A 20,230-nucleotide genomic window follows, 5' to 3' on the forward strand; every position below is an offset into this window, starting at 1 on the left:
GGCTGCGGCGACACGCCACGGCGGTTGCAGAAACCGTTCGAGCACATCAAAGAGGGTTATCTTCTCAAGGCCATATGCAACGCGGGCGCTACCGGATGGGCACCTCGAACGGCCCGGCGGGCAAGCCGTTGCGGTCGTAGAGCGTAATGACCGGGCTGCCCGCCCATCCATACCGGACCCGGGTAGCCTGCCCTGCGCCGTCGGCCTCAAGCACCACGTCGTTGCCGTCTATATGCGCCTGCGCGTAGCGGCAGCTGGCCTGGGTATCCCCGCAGAGTTCAAAACCGACCGGCGACAGTCCTCCGTGAGCGACCAGTCCGCTCTCGATGTCGGCAAAGGCAACACGCACGCCGTTGCCATCGCGGCGTGCCTGCACCGGCACCGGCCCGGACGCTGGCGCAGGATCGGCGTAGGCCAGATGAAGCGCGGCACGCGCCAGGCGTTGCCCCACTGCCTGCTTGTTGGCCGGGTGCAGGTCGTCGTGCTCGCCGATATCCAGCGCCACCACCAGCGCCGCGTGCGGATCGGTCGCCACGACCCTGCGCTGCGCCTCCCGCAGTTGCGCCCAGTCGCTGGCCTCTGGTTGCAGCGGCGCCGGGCCGAAGCCGGACAGCTGCACTACCAGCAGCGGCAGCGCGCTGCCGAAGCTGGCGCGCAGGCTGGCACGATAGGCGGCCAATTTCGCGGCATAGGCCCCAGCCTCGAACGTATTGGATTCCCCCTGGTACCACAGCGCGCCCCGCAGGCCATACCCGGCCAGCGGCGACACCATGCCGTTGTGGAGGGTGCCCATGCCCCACGACGACAGCCACGGCGCGGTCGGTGGCATGCGCTGGGCTGCCGGTACTGTCTGGTAGTCCCACGGGCCGGCAAGCGGCAGGCGTGACCTGTCAGCCAACCGCAGTGCGCGCGGCTCCGCCGGCAGGCCTCCTTCGCGATACGTGTTGAGCACGTTGACCACCAGCGTGTTCGCACCGGCGTGCAGCGTGCCGGCCGGCAGCACATAGCGTCGCGCCAGCCCGGCACCGAAGCTGCTGCCCACGATGCGACCGTTGATCCAGGTGGTGTCCAGTTCGTCGATCCGCCCCAACTCCAGCACGCTGGGCTGCCCGGCCTGCGCGGCGTCGAGCTGCAGCGTGGTGCGGTACCAGCCCATGCCAAGGTGGTCGGCCAGTGCCGGCGCAACCCACGCCGTCGTGGGGGACGCCCTCTGCCAGGGACCGGTATCGTCAACGCGCCATGGCTGGCGCATATCGGCACTATCGCGCTGCCAGGCCTGTTCCCACTGCGCACCCCAGGCCACCAGTGCCGCCGCCGGGTCCTGCGCGTACTGGTCCAGCACGGCCAGGGCCGGCGCCTGCCCATCGACCCGGCGCAGCGCATCGGCGCGTGTCCAGGCCTCGATGCGCGACCCGTTCCACGACGCATTGACCAGCCCCATCGGCACATCCACGTCGCGTTGAAGCGCGCGCGCAAAGTAGTAACACGTGGCCGAAAACCCCCGCACGGTGTCGGGCGTGGCGGCCTGCCACTGCGGTGCATCGGCGAAGCGCTGCGTCGGCACCGCGCTGTCCTGGGCCGGAATCTGCAGCAGGCGGATGCGATCGTGGGTGGCCGCCGCCAGTTCGGCGCGGGCATCCAGCGTGCGCTCCACCGGCAGGGCCATGTTGGATTGGCCACTGCACAGCCACACGTCACCGATGAGCACGTCATCCACGCGCTGCTGCCGCCCCTGCGAGGCCACGTTCAACACATGCGGGCCGCCGGCCGGCAACGCGGGCAGGGTCGCCTGCCAGCGGCCGCTGCGATCGGCGCGCACGCGTTGCGCATGCCCGGCCAGCTGCAGGTCCACCCGTGCGCCCGGTGCCGCCGCGCCCCATACGGCAATCGGGCGGTCGCGCTGCACCACCATGTGGTCGGTGAACGGCGCGTCCAGCAGGGCTGGCGCTGCGTAGGTCGCCGCCACCGCAAAAAACGCAATCAGCAGCACGCCGACCGGCCCGGCAGGCCGCTGCAGGCTCACGGCTGGACCGCGAACAATCCGCCGGAACCGGGCCACTGCGCCAACGCCTGCTCGCCCAGTCGTGCACGCGCGGTGGTGATGAACAGCCGTCCGTCGGGCGCGAAGCACAGGCTGCCCACGTGCGGCGCCGGTACCGCGAGCGTGCGCAGGACGGCGCCGTTGGCGGCCAACTCCACCACCGAATGGCCGCCCCACATCGCCACCCACAGGTGGCCATCGCGCGCCATCGCCATGCCGTCGGGCTTGCCCGGCACGCCCAGGAAATCGGTGACCACCTTCGGCTCGCCCAACGTGCCTGCCACCACATCGGCCGGGTAGGCGAGCAGGGTGCGGGCCAAGGTGTCGATCACGAACAGGGTGGTTTCGTCAGCCGAGAACGCCATGCCGTTGGCCACGCCCAGGCCGTCGGCCACGCGCCGCGCCGGCGCATCCACGGCCGGCGCATGGAACAGTGCGCCGCGTCCAGTGAGCAGGCCTCGATGCATCGACCCGCCCCACAACCCGCCGCGGCTGTCGGTGACCAGATCATTGAGCCGGCACCCTGCGCCCACGTCCACTTCCGGGCCCGCCTGCAGCGGCCCGTCGGGTGCAAACGCGACAAAGTGCGTCTCGCCGTTGCCCACCAGCGTGCCGTCGGCCATGGCCAGCGACCAGACCGGCTCGGACAGCGGCACCCGTTCGCACTGGGTCCCGTCCCAACGCAATAGGCAGGGCGCAGTCGGATCGACCCATCGCAGGACACCGTCGGCACCGAACACGGGCGATTCGCCCACGGTGGTGCGCGCGTCGCACACCAGGGTAGCGCGCGCCGGTGCCGCCGCCTGCACGGCGTGCATCCAGCGGGAGGCACGCTCCCCCACCGCCTCGGCACTGCGGCCGGGCCGGTACAGGTCGGTGCCCACGCCGAAGGCGCTTACCCCGGCCTCGCGGAACTCAGCAACCTGCGCGGGAGCGACGCCGCCGACGGCGATCAAGGTAACCCCGCCCGGCAACACCGCCGACAACGCCTGCAGGCGCGGCTGCGCACCGTTGGCCGGGAACGCCTTCAGATGGCGCGCACCGGCGGCGATTGCGGCGAAGGCTTCGGAGGCCGTGGCAAACCCCGGCACCGGTACCATGCCGTGCGCGATCGACGCGGCGATCACCGCTGCATCGGTGTTGGGGGCCACGCAGAAGGCGCAGCCGGTGGCGGCCAACTGCTCGACCGCTGCGGTGCTGACCACCGTGCCCGCACCGATCAGCATGCGCCCCTGGAAATGTACCACCAGGGTGCGGATGGTGCGCAGCGGGTCCGGTGAGTTCAACGGCACTTCGGCCAGCCGCACGCCGGCGGCGTACAGCGCCTCGACCACCGCGATCGCCTCGTCACCGGGCAGGCCGCGCAGGATCGCGATGATGCCGGTACGCGCCAGCGCGGCGTCGAATGTTTCTGCGTGTTCGTCGTTCATGCCAACGCTCCGGCTGCCTGATGCAATGCAAGGAAGCCGCGGGTGGAGGCGTCCTGCGAGGCAATGGAGCGGCTGCCGCCGCCCAGTTCGACCAATGCGCGTGCATACAACGCGCAAACCGGGGCGGCCCCCACCAGCGGCACGGCGTGCAGGGCCTTTGGCCACTGCCGGCGCACATCGGACAGCTCGGCGCCGATCAGCAGCCCGCGCAGATAGGCCGCGCCATCACACCGCGGCAGGTCGCCGCGGATCACCTTCGCCCGCGCACCAAACAGCAACGTACCCAAGCCCATGCCGCCGTCGTGCGCGGCATGCAGGCCATCGATGAAGGCCGCCCCGTCGTGCGCCGGCCCATCGACCACCGAGGCAAGCAGGCCGGCGGCGGTGAGGCGATCGAATATTTCACCGGACATCGCGGTCATGAAGGCCACCACCGTGCCGCCCTCCAGCTGCACCCATTTGCTGTGCGTGCCCGGCAGCGCGACCACGCCGGTGTCGGGCACCGCACCGGCGGCGACCAGGCCGAGCAATTCGGTTTCCTCGCCGCGCATGATGTCCGGCGCGCCGTCCGGCCGCCGACAGGCCAGGCCGGGCACGATCGCCACGGCATGCGCCCCTATCTGGACCGGGTGCAGTTGGCCGGCCAACGCGTCCAGCGTGGCCGGACATTCCACATAGCCCGCATCGCTCCAGCCGATGTTGGAGCCCACCATGCCGCTGGCGTAGATGCGCGTGGCCTGCGGCCACTGCGCCACCACATCCTCCAGCAGCGCCTGCATCTGTGCCCGCTCCAGCCCCGCAATGCCGCGCGGCTGTTCGATCGCGCCGGTCACTTGGCCGTCGTGGCCGATGCGGAACGCGCGGAAATTGGTGCTGCCCCAGTTGATGCCGATGATGTACGGCGTGGCTGCCTCACTCATTGCCGGGTCACTCCTGCGCCACCGTCCAGGGGAAACACCGCGCCGGTGATCCAGCTGCTGCGCGGTGACGCAAGGAACAGCGCCAGCTCGGCCGCATCGGCCGGCGTGCCCAGGCGCCCCAGCGGATGTCGCTGCACGTTGGCGTGGCGGGCGCCAGCCGGGTCGGCGGCGCGTGCGAACGAGGCCTGCAACATCGGCGTATCCACCGACGCCGGGGCGATGGTATTGACCCGGATGCCATCGGCCGCAAACTCCAGCGCGGCGGTGCGCGCCAGTTCCTCCAGTGCGGCCTTGGAGGCCGCGTAGGCCGCCAATCCGGGCGTAGCGAAGCGGGCGTTGATCGACGACACCAGCACGATGCTGCCATCGCGACCGCGCATGTCCGGCACCACCTGCCGGATCACCCGCAGCGCGCCCAGCACGTTGACCGAGTACACATCCAGCCACACCGCATCGTCGTGTGCCAGGGTGCCACCGGCCGGGCAGATGCCGGCGCAATGCACCAGGGCATCAAACGGACCCACCGCAGCACGCAGCTGCCCGATCGCGGCGGTGACCGCCTCGGCCGACCGCAGGTCGGCGATCGCGCTGGCCTGCCCGCCGTCGCTGGCCACCTGGTCCAGCGTGGCCACCGTGGCGCCGTCTGCACGCAACCGCGCCACCACCGCCGCGCCGATGCCACTGGCCGCGCCGGTCACCAGCGCCACGCGCCCGTGCATTGCCGTATCGCTCATGCCCTGCCCTTTCCTTCCAGAAGATCCATGCTCAGAACCGGTAGGTCAGGCTGGCCTTGTAGGACCGGCCGAATACCACGTTGGTGCGCAGCCCTTCGGCATAGCCATCGAAGGTGCGCTGCTCGCTGTCCAACAGGTTGTTGCCTTCCACCTTCAGGGACAGGCGGTCGCTGAAATCGTAGCTCATCGATGCCGACAGATCCTTGTAGGTGTCGTTGTAGATGCCGGTGGACGCGGCCGACAGGCCGACCAGGTATTCGTCACGCCAGTTGTAGGCCACGCGGATGCCGAACGGACCGTTCTCGTAGTAGCCGATCAGGTTGGCGTTGTTCTTGGACAGGCCCGGGAAGGTCAACGCGCTGCCGTTGATGTCGGTGATCGGGGTTTCCGAATCGATCCACGTGTAAGTGGCGACCACCCCGAAGCCGTCGAACATGCCGCTGAAGGGCACCTGCGCCAACAGCTCCACGCCCTTTACCTTGGCCTTGTCGCCGTTGATCTTGCGCAGCACCAGGTAGTTGACGTTGTTGTAGGTCTCCGCGCTCTGGCGCTGCACGATGAAGGTGGAGACATCCTTGTAGAACAGGCCGGCCGACAGCAGCCCCTGGCCGCCGTAGTACCACTCCAGCGACAGGTCGTACTGGGTGGCCTTGAACGGATCCAGGTCCGGGGCGCCGCCGCTGCCGGTGCCCGGCGAGGTCTGCACGCCGTTGCTGTCGAACACCGCGTTGTTGTTGAGGGTGACGCCGTTGTTGAGGTCTTCGGTGTTGGGGAAGGCCACCACCTTGGCCGCGCCGCCGCGCAGTATCAGGCTGTCGGTGATCTGCAGCTTGGCCACCGCCGAGGGCAGCACCTCGCGATCGTCGCGCTCGAACCGCGAGGGGCTCAATGCGCCGCTGCCGCTGATCAGGTTGCCGCGCGAGGTCAGGTCGCGGCCGACGAAGCGCACGCCCAGGTTGCCGCCCAGCGGCATGCCGGCCACGTCGGTGTCCCAGTTGAGCTTGGTGTAGGCCTCCAGGAAATCCTCGTCGACGCTGAAGGTGGCCGCGTAGGCCAGCGCGTTGTTGCGCGGGTCCAGGCACTGCGCGTTCTGTGAGATCTGCGGCAGCGTGGTGAAGCTTTCACAGCCCCCGAAGGTGCTGCGGAACGGCCCGAGGTAGGCACGCGGCAAACCACTGAACTCGCCCGGCAGGAAGTCGTTGTTGCTGTACACGCGGATGTACGGCGCCATCTGCGTGACCGGCACCCCGCCAACCGGCCGGATATCGGCGCGGCGCGGATCCTGCAGGCTTTCCAGGCGGCTGAAGCGTGCACCGAAGTCCAGCGAGCGCAACGGGCCATCGCCGAAGGCCAGGCTCCAGTCGGTGCGCAGCGCGCGCGAGTCGGTCTGTGCGCGCCAGTCATTGTCGAACATGATGGTCATGCGCCACTGCGACGGATCGGTCAGGTCGATGCCGCTGACGTTGAAGCTGCCGAAGCTGCCACTGCGCAGGTCGAAGTCGGTGACCGAACTGCGCCCGGCCATCGGCGCCAGGCGCATATAGCGCTGGTTGTAGTTGGCGGTGGAGCGGCCCCAGTCCAGCTCGGCCGAACCATCCAGGCGGTCGCCGACCCGGAAGCTGGCGCGCAGCGCGGTGGACAGCGTGTCCGAATCGATATCAGCCGATTCGGCATTGAGCAGCACCGTGCCGGTGGAGCGCCCCGCCAGCAGGATGTCGTGGTCGGAGTAGACCGCGTTGCTCAACCCCGCCGAGGGATTGAAGGCGATCCAGTAGCGGTCACGCTCGGCCTTCTGGCGCGAATAGAACGTATCCCAGGTGAGCTCCACCCCGTCGGTCGGCCGCCATTGCAGCACCGCGCTGACGCCGACCTTGGTGCGGTCATCGTCGATGTTCTGCGCACGCATGTCGGTGCTGCCGAAGCGGGTGCGGGTAGGGTCGGCGGGGTCGGTATAGCGGGCATACCCGGAGAAGGTGTCCAGGCCCTGCTGCACCACGTTGCGGCGACCGTAGGTGGCCGACAGCAGCGCACCGAAGCGACGGTCGTCGCTGCGCCGTGAGATCAGCCCGAATGCGTTGTGCCCCCACGCGTCGGACATTTCATCGTAGGTGCCGGCCAGGCTCACTACGTTCTGGTCGCTGTCGCCGGACAACGGCTGGCGGGTGTGGATGTCCACGATGCCGCCCAGCCCACCGGAGAGCTGGTCGGCGCCAGCCAGCTTGGTCACCTCCAGACGCGAGATCAGCTCGGAAGGCACCAGCGAGAGCAGGCCGTAGGTGGAGGTGGCCAACTGGTCCAGGCCGTTGCCGCCGCGCCCGGTGGCGTCGACGATCTGGCGGCCGTTGTAGAGCAGCACGTTTTCTTTCAGGCCGCGCACCAGGATGTCGCTGCCCTCGCCCATGCCGCGCTCGAGCTGCACGCCGGCCACGCGCCCGAGTGACTCGGCCACGTTGGTGTCGGGCAGTTTGCCGATGTCGTCGGCCACGATCGCGTCGACGATCTGCGCCGAGTCACGTTTGAGATCCCGCGAGGCTTCCAGGCTGCCGCGGATGCCCACGACGCTGACCGCGTCCAGGGTCTGCGCCTGCTGTTCGGCGGTGGGACTGGCCGGGGCGGCGTCCTGCGCCGTTGCCAGCACGGGCGCCAGCAGGCAGGTGCCCAGGGCGATGAACAAGGTGGAACGTCGAAAACGATGCATGGATCGGACCCTCTCCCAAGGTAGGGACCCAGACCGGACTGCCGGCTGGATCCAGCGCTTTTCCGTCGTTGCTGCTGCGCTGCGGCTTGGCAGCGTGTAGCTAATATAGCAATATGTTTTGGCCGCGCACGCTGCAATGCAGCGAAGAATGACGGTTCCTTTGCGGCATGTGCGGGAACCTCCCTTCCATAGTGTTGCTATCCACGGCACACACAGTTCAACAAGGACCCGGCGCAATGGCCGTTCTGCAAGGTGTCTTCCCCATCCTCCCCACGATCTTCGACGCGCACGGCGCCCTCGATGAACGCGGCACCGAGGCGGTATTCGAGTACATCCTGGCCGCGGGTGCGGCCGGCGTGGTGTTCCCGGGCCTGGCCAGCGAGTACGACATGCTGTCGTTGGAGGAGCGGTTGCACCTGACCGCGTGCATCGGGCGCTGGAACCGCGGCCGGGTGCCCTTCATCGTCGGCGCCAGCGCGAAGACGCTGGAGGATGCGGTGCGGCTGGCGCGTGCCGGTGGCGAGGCCGGGGCCGAGGCGGCGATGGTGTTGACCCCGCATGCGCTGGCCGGCGATGCCGCGACGATGGCGGCGTTCTTTGCCCGGCTGGGCAGCGAGTCGGGCGTGGCGGTGATGTTGCAGAACGCGCCCGCCCCGATGGGCGTGGGGCTGGGCGTGGACGAGGTGGTGGCACTGACCGCGCAGGTGCCGGCCATCGCCTACGTCAAGGAGGAAACCATGCCGTCGGGCCATCGCATCACCGCATTGTCCGAACGTGCCGGCGACAGCGTGCAGGCGGTGTTCGGCGGTGCCGGAGCGCGCTACGTGCTGGACGAACTGGCACGCGGTGCGGTGGGCACGATGCCGGCCTGTGAGATCACTGAAGTGCATGTGGCGATGTTGGCCGCCTGGGCCGACGGCGACCGCGACCGCGCGCGCGACCTGTTCGAACGCACCCTGCCCCTGCTGAGCATGCAGGCGGTGTTCCGCTGGCGCCTGACCAAGGCGATCCTGCTGCGGCGTGGCCTGATCGGCAGCGACCACGTGCGCGCGCCGGGCCCGTCGCTGGACCGGCATGACCAGCAGGAACTGACTATCCTGCTGGACCGCATCGGCGACCTGCTGCCGATGGATACCGTTCCCGGCCAGGCCACGAGACATTCCGCATGAGCGTTGTCAGCAAGGTCGAGACCTTCATCCTCACCGTGCCACGCACCACGCCGTACCTGGGTCCGCTCGGCGCGGGCGAACGGGTCAACGCGCGGGGCTATCTGGTACGCCGCGGCAACGGCACGCTGTACCCCACCGTGGACCGCTCGGTGCTGGTACGGGTCACCACCGCCGATGGCGCGGTGGGCTGGGGCGAAACCTATGGCATCTGCGCACCGCGTGCCACCTGCGAGATCATCAATGACCTGCTGGCCCCGGAACTGGTGGGTCGCGATCCGCAGGACGTGGAAACGATCTGGGATGACCTGTACGGGTTGATGCGCGTGCGCGGCTGCGGCAGCGGTTTCCATACCGACGCGCTGGCTGCGCTGGACATCGCCCTCTGGGACCTGCGCGCACGTGCGGCGGGGCAGCCGCTGTGGTCGCTGCTCGGCACGCGCCAACGCGACAGCATTGCCGGCTATGTGTCCGGACTGCCGGCGGCCACCGTGGACGAGAAGGTGGCCATGGCCCGCACGTTTGCCGCACAGGGGCATGACGCGTTCAAGGTGCATGCCGTGGTCAGCCACGACGGCATCGCCGAGGAAATGGCCGCGCTGCGTGCCGCGCTGGGCGAGCAGGTGCAGCTGATGGTCGACCTGCACTGGAAGTTCGACCATGCCCAGGCCCTCGCACTGGCGCACGAGCTTCTGCCCAGTCGACTGACCTTCATCGAAGCGCCGTTGAAGCCGGAGGACGTGGCGGGTCTGATCGCCCTCGGGGCCGACAGTCCGATCCCGGTGGCGGCAGGCGAAGAGTGGCCCACCGACTACGTGGCACGCCTGCGGCTGGACGGCGGCACGCTGGCGTACGTGCAACCGGAGATGGGCCACACCGGCATTACCCAGTTCCTGCGCATCGCCAGGCTGGCAGCGCGCCGTGGCGTGCAGGTTGCACCGCACGCGACCATTGGCGGCGGCATCTTCATGGCCGCCAGCCTGCATGCATCGGCGGTGATCGACGGGCTGTGGCGGCACGAGTGGCAGCACTCGATCTTCTCGCGTTCGGTGGAGATGCTGGACACCGACATGGCCTACGCGCACGACGGCTATCGTCTGCCCAGCGGCCCCGGCCTGGGCGCGGTGCCGAACGCCCGTTTCTGGCACCACACCGAAGCGGTAGCGTAGTGCCGGGCTCTGCCCGGCTGCTGTTCGCAGGCGCTCCTTTTTGGTTCTTCGCCCCTTTGAGGGGAGCGTCTTGTTCCAACGGCCGTCGCAGAGTGCGCACGACGCTACGCGGATGGCCGGATGTGCAAGCGCCGTTTGGATCGGCTGGCGTCTCCGATCCGGCCGGTCGCGAGCGTAAGGGCGAAGAACCTTTTTCTGGCATGGGCTGATGAAGGCAGCCGGGCAGAGCCCGGCGCTACGTGCGGTGGCGTTTCGTTTGCTGGTCGCGTGGCGACGCGGCCATGATCCGCGCGCGCTTCATTGGCGGGACGCGCGGCGTTTCTCAGCCGGCCGCAACCGCCGCAGCCTGCGGGCCGATCAAGGTCATCTTCGAGCGGCGCGCCTGCTTCAACGCGGTCCACGCCAACAGCACCGCGATAGGATGCAGGAAGGCCATCAGCACGAAGGCGCGATCGAAGTTGCCGTCGGCCACCAGGTGCCCCACCACCTGCGCCGACACCATGCCGCCCAGCGCGCTGCCGCAGCCGACCAGACCGGCGACCGAGGCGATGTAGCGCGACGGGAACAGGTCCACGGTCATCGTGGTCAGGTTGATCTGGTAGGTAAGGTGGGCGAAGGTCACCACGCAGGCCAGCGCCAGCAGCAGCGGAATCGGGGGATGCATCGCCACGAACAGCCCGACCGGTGCCAGGCACGCCGCGCCCATCATGGTGGTCAGGCGCGCACGCACCGGGTGCATGCCGCGCTTCACCAGCCGGCCGGAAATCAGCCCGCCGCCCACGCTGCCGATATCAGCGGCCACGTACACGATCCACGCCACCGACGCGATCATCGCCAGGCTCATGCCGCGTGCATCGCCCAGGTATTTGGGGAACCAGAACAGGTAGAAGTACCAGACCGGATCGGCAACCGCGCGCGACGCCACCAGTGCCCAAACGGTACGGTCGCGCGCCAGCCGCCCCCACACGCCTTTCATCGAGGTGGGCGGCGCAACCGGCACCGGCGTTTCCAGTCCCGGGGTCGCGCTGGCCTCGGCTGCAGCGGCGGCCTCGGCCTGCGGCGTTGCAGCCGGCACCTGCGCCTTGCGCGGATAGGCCCACCACCACGCCAGCATCCACAGCAGTCCGGCCACGCCGGTGATCCAGAACGCACTGCGCCAGCCGTAGGTCAGCGCGATGCCACCAATCAGCGGCGGCGCCAGCGTGGCGCCGATCATCGCGCCGGCCGTGTACAGCCCCAGTGCCAGCCCGCGTTGCGGCGCGGGAAATTGTTCGGACACCACTTTGGTGCCCACCGTGTAGTTGCCCGGCTCGCCCAGGCCCAGCGCGAAGCGGGCCGCGCCCAGCTCCACCGCACTGCGCACGAACCCGGTGGCGATGTTGGCCAGCGACCACCAGCCCACGAACAGCAGCAGTGCCACGCGCGCGCCAAGCCAATCGGTGACCCGCCCCGCCATGACATAGGCGGCCGCGTAGGCGAACAGGAACACCTGCACTACGCGCGCATATTCCAGGTCGGTCATCTTCAGGTCGGCCTGGATGGTCGTCGCCAGGATCGACAGCGCCTGCCGGTCCAGGTAGTTGATGACGGTCGAGAAGAACAGCAGCGCCAGCAGCACCCATTTGGTTTTCCCGGTCCCGCTCACCCGCCTGCACGCTTGGACATCGCTGATGCCTCCCCATCGGAAGGCTGCAACGTATTGCTATTGTAGCAACATGTCAAACCGCACTGCGGCAATCGCTCAGCCGATTTCCGCCGCCGCCGCGCGCAGCGCCGCCACCAGTTCCTCGGTGGCCGCTTCCGGGATCCAGCCGGACATGGCAATGCCGGCATGCACCGGATCGCCCATCGCGATGGCCACGATGTGGTGGTCACGTTCGTCGGCCACATGCACGCGCGCGTGGCCCTGCGCACGGGTAATGGCCAGGGTGGCCAGCAGTTGCTCGATGCCCTCGGGGAACATGGGAATCGGCCGGTCGGCGTACAGCTCGCGCACGTCCTCGTCGCCCAGCTGGGCCAGCAGCGCGATGCCGATGCCGCTGGTGGTGGCGGGCAGCAGCCCGATGCGGCCCAGCCCGCGTGCCGCCTCGATGCCAGGCGGGGCATGGAACAGGTAGCTCACGCTGTCGTTCCAGAGCACCCCCAGCGCCACCGTGTGGCCGAACCGGCGCAGGTGTTCCAGCACCGGCAGCGCGCGCCGGATCAACCCGGAGGCAAACAGGCTCTGCGCGGCCAGCACGTGCATGCCCGGGCCGGCGGTGTACTTGCGGTCGGCGGTCTGCCGCGCAATACCAAGGTAGGCCAAGGTCTTGAGCAGCCGGTTGACCCGGGTGGGGTTGGCGTCCAGCTGCCGGGCCAGTTCACGGCAGCCGACCGGCTCGGGGGACGAGGCCAGCGCCTGCAGGGTGGCGATGCCGTCGATCAGGCTCTGGTTGGGCTGTGCATTGGGCTTGGTTCGCATCGGGAAAGCGTACTTCCCCCCCGCGGGTAATGCCACCAATAGCAACACGCCAGACCGGGGCGACGACCTTTCAGGGCAGCTTGCAGGCCGGTTGCGCCAACAGCCACGCCTGCGCGGCCGTCGTTGCATCCTGCCCCTCGGCCACAATCACGTCGGGCTGCAGGCGGTTGCCATCGCCGACGCCGTTGCGGTCGGCGATCACACTGCCGGTCAACAACAGCAGACTGCCATCGGGCAGACGCTGCGGGGTATTGGCGGTGGAATAGCCCGCACTGGGCTGGCCGAAGCTGCGCGACGCTGCCCGGCCGCGGAAGGCCAGTACCGATGCCTCGCCGGAACTTGCAGTGCGCGGCCCGAACAGCACGGCCACCGGGGCGCCCGGGTGGCGCAGTGCGTACTGCGTGTTGCGCGATCCGACCACCGCCTTGCCGTCCAGCCAGACCGCACCCTCGCGGTACGCCCACGGCTGGCGTTTGTCGGCCAGCAGGAACATGCCCACCGGATCAGCGCCCTTGGCATCGCCCAGCAACGGACCCATGCCCAACAGCATCGGCCACATGTTGCCGCCACTGTTGCCGCGCAGGTCGACCACCCAGCCACAGCGATTACCATCGTCCTGTTCCTGGATGCCCGCCTGCAGCGCAATGGCCGCCTGCTTGCGGGCCTGGTACTGCACTTCCTGGGGCTGGGTCTGGTCGTCCATGTAGGCGCCCACCTTGATCCACCCCAGCCGCGCTGTCGGTCCCGTGCTGGCGTCCTCTGTCTGAAGGGGCGCAGCGCCCATCGCTGCCTGCGTGGCCGGTGCGCGTTTCGACTCCGTGCGCAACTGGCTGGGCGATATCCAACGCCCGTGCCCGCCACTGCTGCGCTGGATCACATCGTCCAGCAACCGCCGCGTCTGCGCCGGGTCACGCGCGGCCGCCAACTCCGCGCGGGCCTTGGACCAGTCCACGCGGTCGCGATACAGCGACTGCTGCTGCAGCAGATCCAGGATCCGCGCCTGTGCCTCGGCACTGGGTACGTCCTGTGCGTTTGCAGCGCCACTTGCCGCTGCCAAGACCACCATCAACCACCCGCAACGTCCTGCGATCATCGCGCTACATCCCTGTAGTGAAGAGGCTGCAGCTTACCGCTGCACCCGCCAGCCGGAACAGTGCGCCGTTCGCATAACCAGCGATGCCTCACGCCACAACGCGGTCGGCAGCGCCGGTTGCGCCCGGCGTGCCGCCGCGGATCCCTGCTGGCTGTCGCCCTACCAGTCCAACCGCAACCCGACATTGCCTTCGATCACCTTGCGCTCCTTCTGCGCACTGCTTTCCAGGTCGCGCGTGTAATCGGCTACCGCAAACGCACTGACGGTGCTGTTGAAGCGCGCAACGACGCCCACGCCCACTTCCAGCGCGCGTGAATCCTGCTGGTTGAGGATGCGGTTGGTATCGAAATCGATGCGGTCTTCGCCGTCCAGGGTCTGCCAGTAGTTGAGCTTGACGTAAGGCTGCCAGCCGTTACCGGCGATGTCGTAGTCGGCGGCCAGGCGCAGGCCCACGCGTCCGGTCCAGGCGTTGTCGTTGTCAAAGCGCAGCGCGGACACCGCGTCGCCGGCATCGTCCACCGACGTGCGCTGCCAGATCACCTGCAGCTGGGGCTCCAGCCACCACGCACTCTGCCCGAAGCGCAGCAGCGGCTTGCCCACTTCCAGCGAGGCGGTAGTGCCATCGCCACGCACGTCGATGCCCAGCCCGCGCGAGGAGGTTGCGTCGCCGTCGTAGCGGCTCTGCATCACCACCGCGTCCAGGTAGCCACCGGCGCTGCCGGCGCGGGTCCAGTACACGCCCACGTGTTTGTCATCCAGCCGCGTGCGGCCCACTGCAACGTTTTCCCAGCCGATCGCAAAACCGGTCACGTTGCCCTGCGCACGGGTGCGCCCGACAAACACGCCGAACTGGTCGCGATGGCTATCGCCCGCGTTGGCGTACAGGTCCAGGCCGGCCTGGATGCCCTGGATGTCGCCGTCGAAGCCCGGTTGCGCGTCGCCTTCCCAGTGCTGTTCGTGGCTCTGCCCGACCAGCCGCGCCCATGCCGCGCGCACGCCGCCCTGCCCGGCCAACAGCCGCTGCTCGCCCTGGCGTTCGTGGAAGGTGCCCAGGCTGGCGAGGCTGGTTTCGCGCAGCAGCGGCGGCACCACGGAATACAGGCCGGTCTCGAAGCGGTACAGCGGAATGATGTCGCCCTGCGCCGGGCGCGCACCGGGCGTGGGCGGCACCGCCAGCGGCCCGGGCACCGCCGCCACGTCGGTGGGCACCGGCGGCGGGGTATCGATGGTGGGCGGCGCCACGTCGGCCGGATCGGCCGGCTCCGGCGGTGGGGCCGGCTCGGGCGCGGCCGGGTTCGGATCATCCGGCGGATTGACGTCCGGCGGCGGGGGCGGCGCGGGTGGCAGCTCCGCCGGCGGGGTCCCGGCGCCCTCCGGCGGCGGGGGCGGCGGCGTGGTGACTCCACCCGGCGGCGGTGCGGGCGCCGGGGTCACGCTGGCCACCAGGGTCGAGCGCAGATACCAGTTTTCGCTGGTGCCGCCGCTGACGCCGCCCTTGAACAGGAAATACTCGTAGGCACCAACAGCGACCGGGTTGTACAACGCGAACGCGGTGGGCGCGGTGGTCGCACCGTTGATCGCCTGCACCACCAGGATGCCGTCAGCCACCGTGGACGCGCCGGTGCCGCCGGCGTTGAGGATGCCCACGCCGGTGGTGCCAGTGGCGCTGCCGGTGGAGATCACCAGTTTGTCCGACAGCGAGCTGTCGTCGCCCAGCACCGTGTTGAGGTACAACGCGCCACCGTTGCCGACATAGTTGCCCACCACGGTGAAGGTATCGCCGACGCCGCCCCCATTGCTGAGATCGATGCGGCCGGCATTGGTGAGCGTGGCCAGCCGCCCGGCCACGAACGGGGCGAGGACGCCGTTGCTGCCGCCGCCGAACACCGCGCTGGTGGCATCGATGTCCAGGCTGCCCGTGCCGCTGCCGCTGTCGCCCAGCACCCACGTGCCATCGAACGTCAGCTGGGTATCGTCGCGCAGCGCCACCTGTTCCCAGTTGGTGAAGCGCGCCACGCCATTGGTCTTGACGTTGTCCAGGCCGAGCACATCGTTGCCCAGCCCGCCATCGAAAGACGGCAGCGCGCCCAGGTGGGCGTTGTTGAGGTTGCTCAGCTGCGCGACATCATCGCCTTCGCCAAAGTCGATCGCCCCGTGCACCACGCCGCCGCCGTTCCACGTCAGGCTGTCGTTGCCGAAGCTCAGCCGGATTTCGCCGCGCACGGTGCCGCCGGTGATGGTCACCGCGTCATCGCCGCCACTGACGCTGATGTTGCCGCCGATGTAGCCGTCGGACAGCACGATGGTGTCGCGGCCGAAACCGGTGACCAGGTTGCCGTCGATGGTGCCGCCGGACATCAGGAAGGTGTTGTCGTCCAGCTTCATGTTGACCCGGCCGATACGGCCGCCGGTCATTTCGGCGTAGTCGCCATCGTCGAACGCGCCGACGATGCGCCCGCCGGTCATGCGGAAGCGGTCCAGCGCATCGCCCTGCAGCAGGGCGCCGATGCTGCCACCGGTCATCAGGAAGGTGTCGATGCCCGAGCCCTGCTGCACGGTGCCGGTCACGCTGCCGCCGCTGATCTCCAGGCTGTCCTGCCCATCGCCCTGGTCGACGCCGTCGATCACGCCGTCGCGGATCACCAGGGTGTCGTTGCCCGCGCCCTGCAGCACGCCGCCCTGGATGCTGCCGCCGAGCATGTCGATGCGATCGTTGCCGGCACCGGACACGACGCCGCCGGTACTGCCGGCAAGGGTGCCGCGGTTGGTCAGGTAGGTGGCCCCGTTGAGCTGCAGCGCGCGGCCGGCGTTGGCGATGATGCTGCCACTGTTGTTGATGACATGCCCGGTACCGGCCTGCACGGTGATCGCATTGCCGCTGGCGATACCGAGCTGCGCGTTGGCCAGCACGTTGATGGTGGTGTTGGACGCGCCACCGGCGGTGACGATCGCCACCGGATCCGGATTGGGCGCTGCGGTCGAGCAGGTCACCGTCTGGTCCTGCCCGGGCGCGGGGTTGTCGCAGCCGGCCCAGGCGGGCGCGGTACCGGCCAGCAGGACCGTGCCGAGCGCGCCCCCGCAGCTTCGACGCAACCAATATGAAATGCGGTCGGCCAGCACGGTGCGTGCCGGCGAAGCGGGCTTGGAGCGCATACGCCTTTCCTGTTCTACAAGAGGGGGGTACGGCAACGGCCCAGTGCTTCTACGCAGACCGGCGTCAGTACTTTTACCGCCGCGCCGTGATGGGGGGGTAAACGCACGTGATGCCCATCCTAGATTTTGAGGTAGATGCGCCGCGCGTCCAGCGCCCACACCACGCCCCACCACACCGCCACGAAGCTCAGCGCACACAGCAGCGAGGCCAGTGCGGGGGCCGTCGGCAGCAGCGCCGACAGCGTCTGGTACAGCCATCCCCACGCGCCGCTGGCCATCAGCAGCAGCGCCATCGCTGACGAGCCGAGGTAGGCGGCAATGGCGTTGACGCCGAAGCGTCGGCCCAGCGCCGGCGCACCCCAGCGATCCACCAGCAGGTGAGCCAGAAGCAAGGCCGCCACCGACAGCCCGCCCGTCCACAGCACGAAACTGGGGGTCCACAGCTGCTTGTTGAGGGGTAGCCACAGCGTCGCTACACCGCCCAGGAACAGGCATGCCGTGGCCAGCGCCGCCAGCCCACCCACCTGCCCCGCCCGCAGCCACGCGCCCGCACGCAGGCCCAGCAGCGTGCTGGCGAGCGCGCCCAGGCTGCTCAGCAGCCCTTCGGGGTCGTGGCCGAGCCCGGTCAGCGGGTCGTACTTGTAGAGCAGCGGCGCGAACAACGCGGTATCCAGGCGGCTGGCCGGGTTGACCCACGGTGCCAGCGAATCGGCCCCCAGCAGGATCGCCGTGTACACCAGCAGCAGCCCGACCAGCACCGCCCATTGCGTGCGCGCACGCGTCTGGATCGCCAGCAGCCCGACCACCGCCACGCACAGCGCGATCCGCTGCAGCACGCCCCACAGCCGGTAGGCCGGCAGGTCCATCAGCCACCACGCCAGCAGGTGCAGCAACGCGCCGGCCACCGCGATGCGCAGCGCACGCTGCAGCAGGCCACTGCGCAGGGCCGGGCGCAACGCAGGCTCGCCCGCGCGCGGCGACAGGCTGAAGGCCATCGACACGCCGGCAATGAACAGGAACAGCGGGAAGATCAGGTCGGTGGGCGTGAAGCCGTGCCAGTCCGCATGCAGCAGCGGTGCATACACATGGCCCCAGTCGCCGGGGTTGTTGACCAGCAGCATCGCCGCCACGGTCAGCCCGCGCAGGGCATCGATCGAGCCCATGCGCGGCGATGGGGAGGCGGTCATGCGTCCTCGCGCTCGCCGGCAATCCAGGTGGCGCGCACCTGCAGTGCGTCGTCGAGCAGCACCAGGTCGGCCTGGTAGCCCTCGGCGATCTCACCCAGGCGGTCGTCCAGGTTGAGGAACTGCGCCGGGTAAAGCGAGGCCATGCGTGCAGCCTCGTCCAGCGGCAGGCCGAGCAGGTGCACCGCGTTGCGTACCGCCGTGGCCATGTCCAGCGCCGAGCCCGCCAGCGAACCGGCGGCATTGCGCACCACGCCGTCCACGGCCGTGATCATTTCGCCATACAGCTCATAGCTGGGGCTGTCGGCGCCCACTGGCGGCATCGCGTCGGTGACCAGCATCACCTTGCCGCGCGGCTTGGCCGCCAGCGCCACGCGCAGGCTGGCCGGGTGCACGTGCACGCCGTCGGCGATGATGCCGATCCAGCTGTCGCGGTCTTCCAGCGCCGCGCCCACCGCACCCGGCTCGCGCCCGGTCAACGGCGACATCGCGTTGTAGAGATGGGTGAAACCGCGGATGCCGGCGTCCAGCCCGGCGCGCGCTTCCTCGTAACTGGCGGCGGTATGCCCGGCGGCCACGATCACGCCGCGCTCGACCAGCGCGCGGATGCTCTCCAGCGGCACCCGTTCGGGGGCCAGGGTCAACAGGGTCACGCCGTTGTCGAGCGAGGCCGCCATCGCGATCTCGTCAGCGTCGGGCACGCGGAATTTGTTGGCGTCATGGGTGCCCTTGCGCGCCGGCGCGATGTACGGGCCTTCCAGGTGGATGCCGAGCACGCCGGGCACGCCCTGCGCGATGGCCGCGCGGGTGGCGTCGATCGCGCGGCGCATCACCTGCACATCGTCGCTGATCAGCGTGGGCAGCAGCCCGGTGGTGCCGAAGCGGCGGTGCGCGGCAGCCAGCGTGCGCAGGCTGTCCACGTCGGGCGTGTTGTTGAACAGCACGCCGCCGCCACCGTTGACCTGCGCGTCGATGAAGCCCGGCAGCAGCCAGCCGCCGCCCAGGTCCACCTGTTCGTCGGCGCTGCCCAGTTGCGGGGCCGCGTCGGAGACCAGCGCGGTGATGCGGCCGTCTTCGATCACCACTGCCAGGTCGTCGCGGAACTCATCGCCGGCCAGGATCCGGGCATTGCGCAGGACGGTTTTCATCAGACGGTTTCCGTCACCTTGTTCAGATGCGGCGGCAGGTCCGGGTTGTGCCCGCGGCGCAGCGCCAGTGCGTTGATGGCGCGATAGAAGGCCTGCACGGTGAGCAGCGGTGCGCAGGCCGGGTGCGGTGCGACCGGCAGCGCAAGGTCGCCATCGACATCGGCCAGCCACACCTGCGCGTCGCGCGCGCCGAACTCCTGCAGCACCGCGCGGGTGCCCGCGCCGGTTTCATCGGGCTGGGCAAACGCCAGCACCGGGAAGCCCGGGCCCACCAGCGCCATCGGGCCATGCTTCACTTCGGCCGAGCTATAGGCCTCGGCATGCAGGCCGCAGGTTTCCTTGAACTTCAGCGCGGCTTCCTGGGCCGCGCCCAGGCCCAGGCCGCGGCCAAGCACGAACAGGTTGTGCGCCGGCACCAGGCCGTCGGTCAGCGCCGACCAGTCGCTGTTCCAGGCCTGGCGCAATGCATCGGGCAGCGCCCGCAGTGCGGCGATCAGTGCCGCGTCCTGGCTCCAGTAGGCCACCAGCTGCAGGATCGCCGACAACGAGGCCAGGTAGCTCTTGGTCGCCGCCACGCTGCGTTCGGCACCGGCCCCCAGCGGGATCACCGTTTCGGCCAGCTGCGCCAGCGGCGAATCCTCCACGTTCACCAGCGCCACCACGCGCGCACCGGCCGCACGCGCGGCCTCGGCGTTGCGCAGCAGGTCCGGGCTCTTGCCCGACTGCGAAATGACGATGTACAGCGCGCCCCGCAGTTTCAGCGGCGCTTCGTACACCGAGCCCACCGACGGCGACGCCGAGGCAGTCACCAGCCCGAGGCGCGTTTCCAGCAGGTACTTGGCGTAAGTGGCGGCATGGTCCGAGCTGCCCCGCGCGCAGGTCACCACGAACGGCGGCGGCGCCGCGCGCAGGCTGGCGGCCAGCGTCTCCACGGCCACCTGGTTGCGCGCGAACTGCGCGGCGATCACATCGGCAGCCTCGGCGGCTTCGCGGTACATCAGGGTGTCGTGGGGAGCAGGCAGGGACATGGGGA

Annotated in this window: 14 protein-coding genes; 2 read left to right on the forward strand and 12 right to left on the reverse strand. The window is 69.4% G+C overall.

Features of this window, described 5'->3' with window-relative positions; genetic code table 11:
- Positions 1 to 88 precede the first annotated feature (88 nt).
- From ABE422_RS15540 to ABE422_RS15560, 5 genes are read right to left on the reverse strand one after another with little or no spacing between them, the layout of a single operon-like run.
- Entirely contained in the window at positions 89 to 2,023 is a 1,935-nt protein-coding gene (locus ABE422_RS15540; protein WP_346483276.1) for a sialate O-acetylesterase, read from the reverse strand.
- The gene (locus ABE422_RS15545) at positions 2,020 to 3,471 is read right to left on the reverse strand and encodes a 2-dehydro-3-deoxy-6-phosphogalactonate aldolase (RefSeq protein ID WP_346483277.1); all 1,452 of its coding nucleotides are present in this window, start codon (positions 3,469 to 3,471) and stop codon (positions 2,020 to 2,022) included. The genes ABE422_RS15540 and ABE422_RS15545 overlap by 4 nt, the downstream gene beginning before the upstream one ends.
- A complete protein-coding gene (locus tag ABE422_RS15550; protein ID WP_346483278.1) occupies positions 3,468 to 4,391 on the reverse strand; it encodes a 2-dehydro-3-deoxygalactonokinase in 924 nt (307 codons plus the stop codon). The genes ABE422_RS15545 and ABE422_RS15550 overlap by 4 nt, the downstream gene beginning before the upstream one ends.
- On the reverse strand, positions 4,388 to 5,125 hold the full coding sequence (locus tag ABE422_RS15555; RefSeq protein WP_206663131.1) for an SDR family oxidoreductase: 738 nt from the start codon (positions 5,123 to 5,125) through the stop codon (positions 4,388 to 4,390). The genes ABE422_RS15550 and ABE422_RS15555 overlap by 4 nt, the downstream gene beginning before the upstream one ends.
- A gap of 31 nt (positions 5,126 to 5,156) precedes the next feature.
- On the reverse strand, positions 5,157 to 7,823 hold the full coding sequence (locus ABE422_RS15560; RefSeq protein ID WP_346483279.1) for a TonB-dependent receptor: 2,667 nt from the start codon (positions 7,821 to 7,823) through the stop codon (positions 5,157 to 5,159).
- Between the two features lie 236 nt (positions 7,824 to 8,059).
- Between ABE422_RS15560 and ABE422_RS15565 the strand changes: the two genes are divergently transcribed.
- Positions 8,060 to 8,992 (forward strand): dihydrodipicolinate synthase family protein, encoded by a 933-nt coding sequence (locus ABE422_RS15565; RefSeq protein ID WP_346483280.1) that lies wholly within the window; start codon positions 8,060 to 8,062, stop codon positions 8,990 to 8,992.
- Entirely contained in the window at positions 8,989 to 10,158 is a 1,170-nt protein-coding gene (locus ABE422_RS15570; protein WP_313219586.1) for a mandelate racemase/muconate lactonizing enzyme family protein, read from the forward strand. Before ABE422_RS15565 ends, ABE422_RS15570 begins: the two co-directional genes overlap by 4 nt.
- Before the next feature lie 322 nt (positions 10,159 to 10,480).
- Here ABE422_RS15570 and ABE422_RS15575 read toward each other — a convergent pair whose 3' ends face one another.
- The 7 genes from ABE422_RS15575 to ABE422_RS15605 all read right to left on the reverse strand — a co-directional run bounded on the left by ABE422_RS15575 (position 10,481) and on the right by ABE422_RS15605 (position 20,225).
- Entirely contained in the window at positions 10,481 to 11,776 is a 1,296-nt protein-coding gene (locus ABE422_RS15575; protein WP_313211622.1) for an MFS transporter, read from the reverse strand.
- Between the two features lie 123 nt (positions 11,777 to 11,899).
- Positions 11,900 to 12,619, reverse strand: coding sequence for a helix-turn-helix domain-containing protein (locus tag ABE422_RS15580; protein WP_137190365.1), 720 nt, complete (start codon positions 12,617 to 12,619; stop codon positions 11,900 to 11,902).
- Between the two features lie 70 nt (positions 12,620 to 12,689).
- Entirely contained in the window at positions 12,690 to 13,712 is a 1,023-nt protein-coding gene (locus ABE422_RS15585) for a S41 family peptidase (protein WP_346483281.1), read from the reverse strand.
- 159 nt (positions 13,713 to 13,871) lie between these two features.
- Entirely contained in the window at positions 13,872 to 16,865 is a 2,994-nt protein-coding gene (locus ABE422_RS15590) for an autotransporter domain-containing protein (RefSeq protein WP_346483283.1), read from the reverse strand.
- A gap of 119 nt (positions 16,866 to 16,984) precedes the next feature.
- Positions 16,985 to 18,052, reverse strand: a complete 1,068-nt coding sequence (locus tag ABE422_RS15595) for a heparan-alpha-glucosaminide N-acetyltransferase domain-containing protein (protein WP_346483284.1) — start codon at positions 18,050 to 18,052, stop codon at positions 16,985 to 16,987.
- Positions 18,049 to 19,197 carry an N-acetylglucosamine-6-phosphate deacetylase gene (gene nagA / locus ABE422_RS15600; protein WP_346483285.1) on the reverse strand — a complete coding sequence of 383 codons (1,149 nt, stop codon included), beginning with the start codon at positions 19,195 to 19,197 and terminating at the stop codon, positions 18,049 to 18,051. Before nagA ends, ABE422_RS15595 begins: the two co-directional genes overlap by 4 nt.
- A complete protein-coding gene (locus ABE422_RS15605; protein WP_313246741.1) occupies positions 19,197 to 20,225 on the reverse strand; it encodes an SIS domain-containing protein in 1,029 nt (342 codons plus the stop codon). The genes nagA and ABE422_RS15605 overlap by 1 nt, the downstream gene beginning before the upstream one ends.
- Between the last annotated feature and the right edge of the window lie 5 nt (positions 20,226 to 20,230).

This window comes from Stenotrophomonas sp. TWI1151 (assembly GCF_039673135.1).
GTDB lineage: Bacteria > Pseudomonadota > Gammaproteobacteria > Xanthomonadales > Xanthomonadaceae > Stenotrophomonas.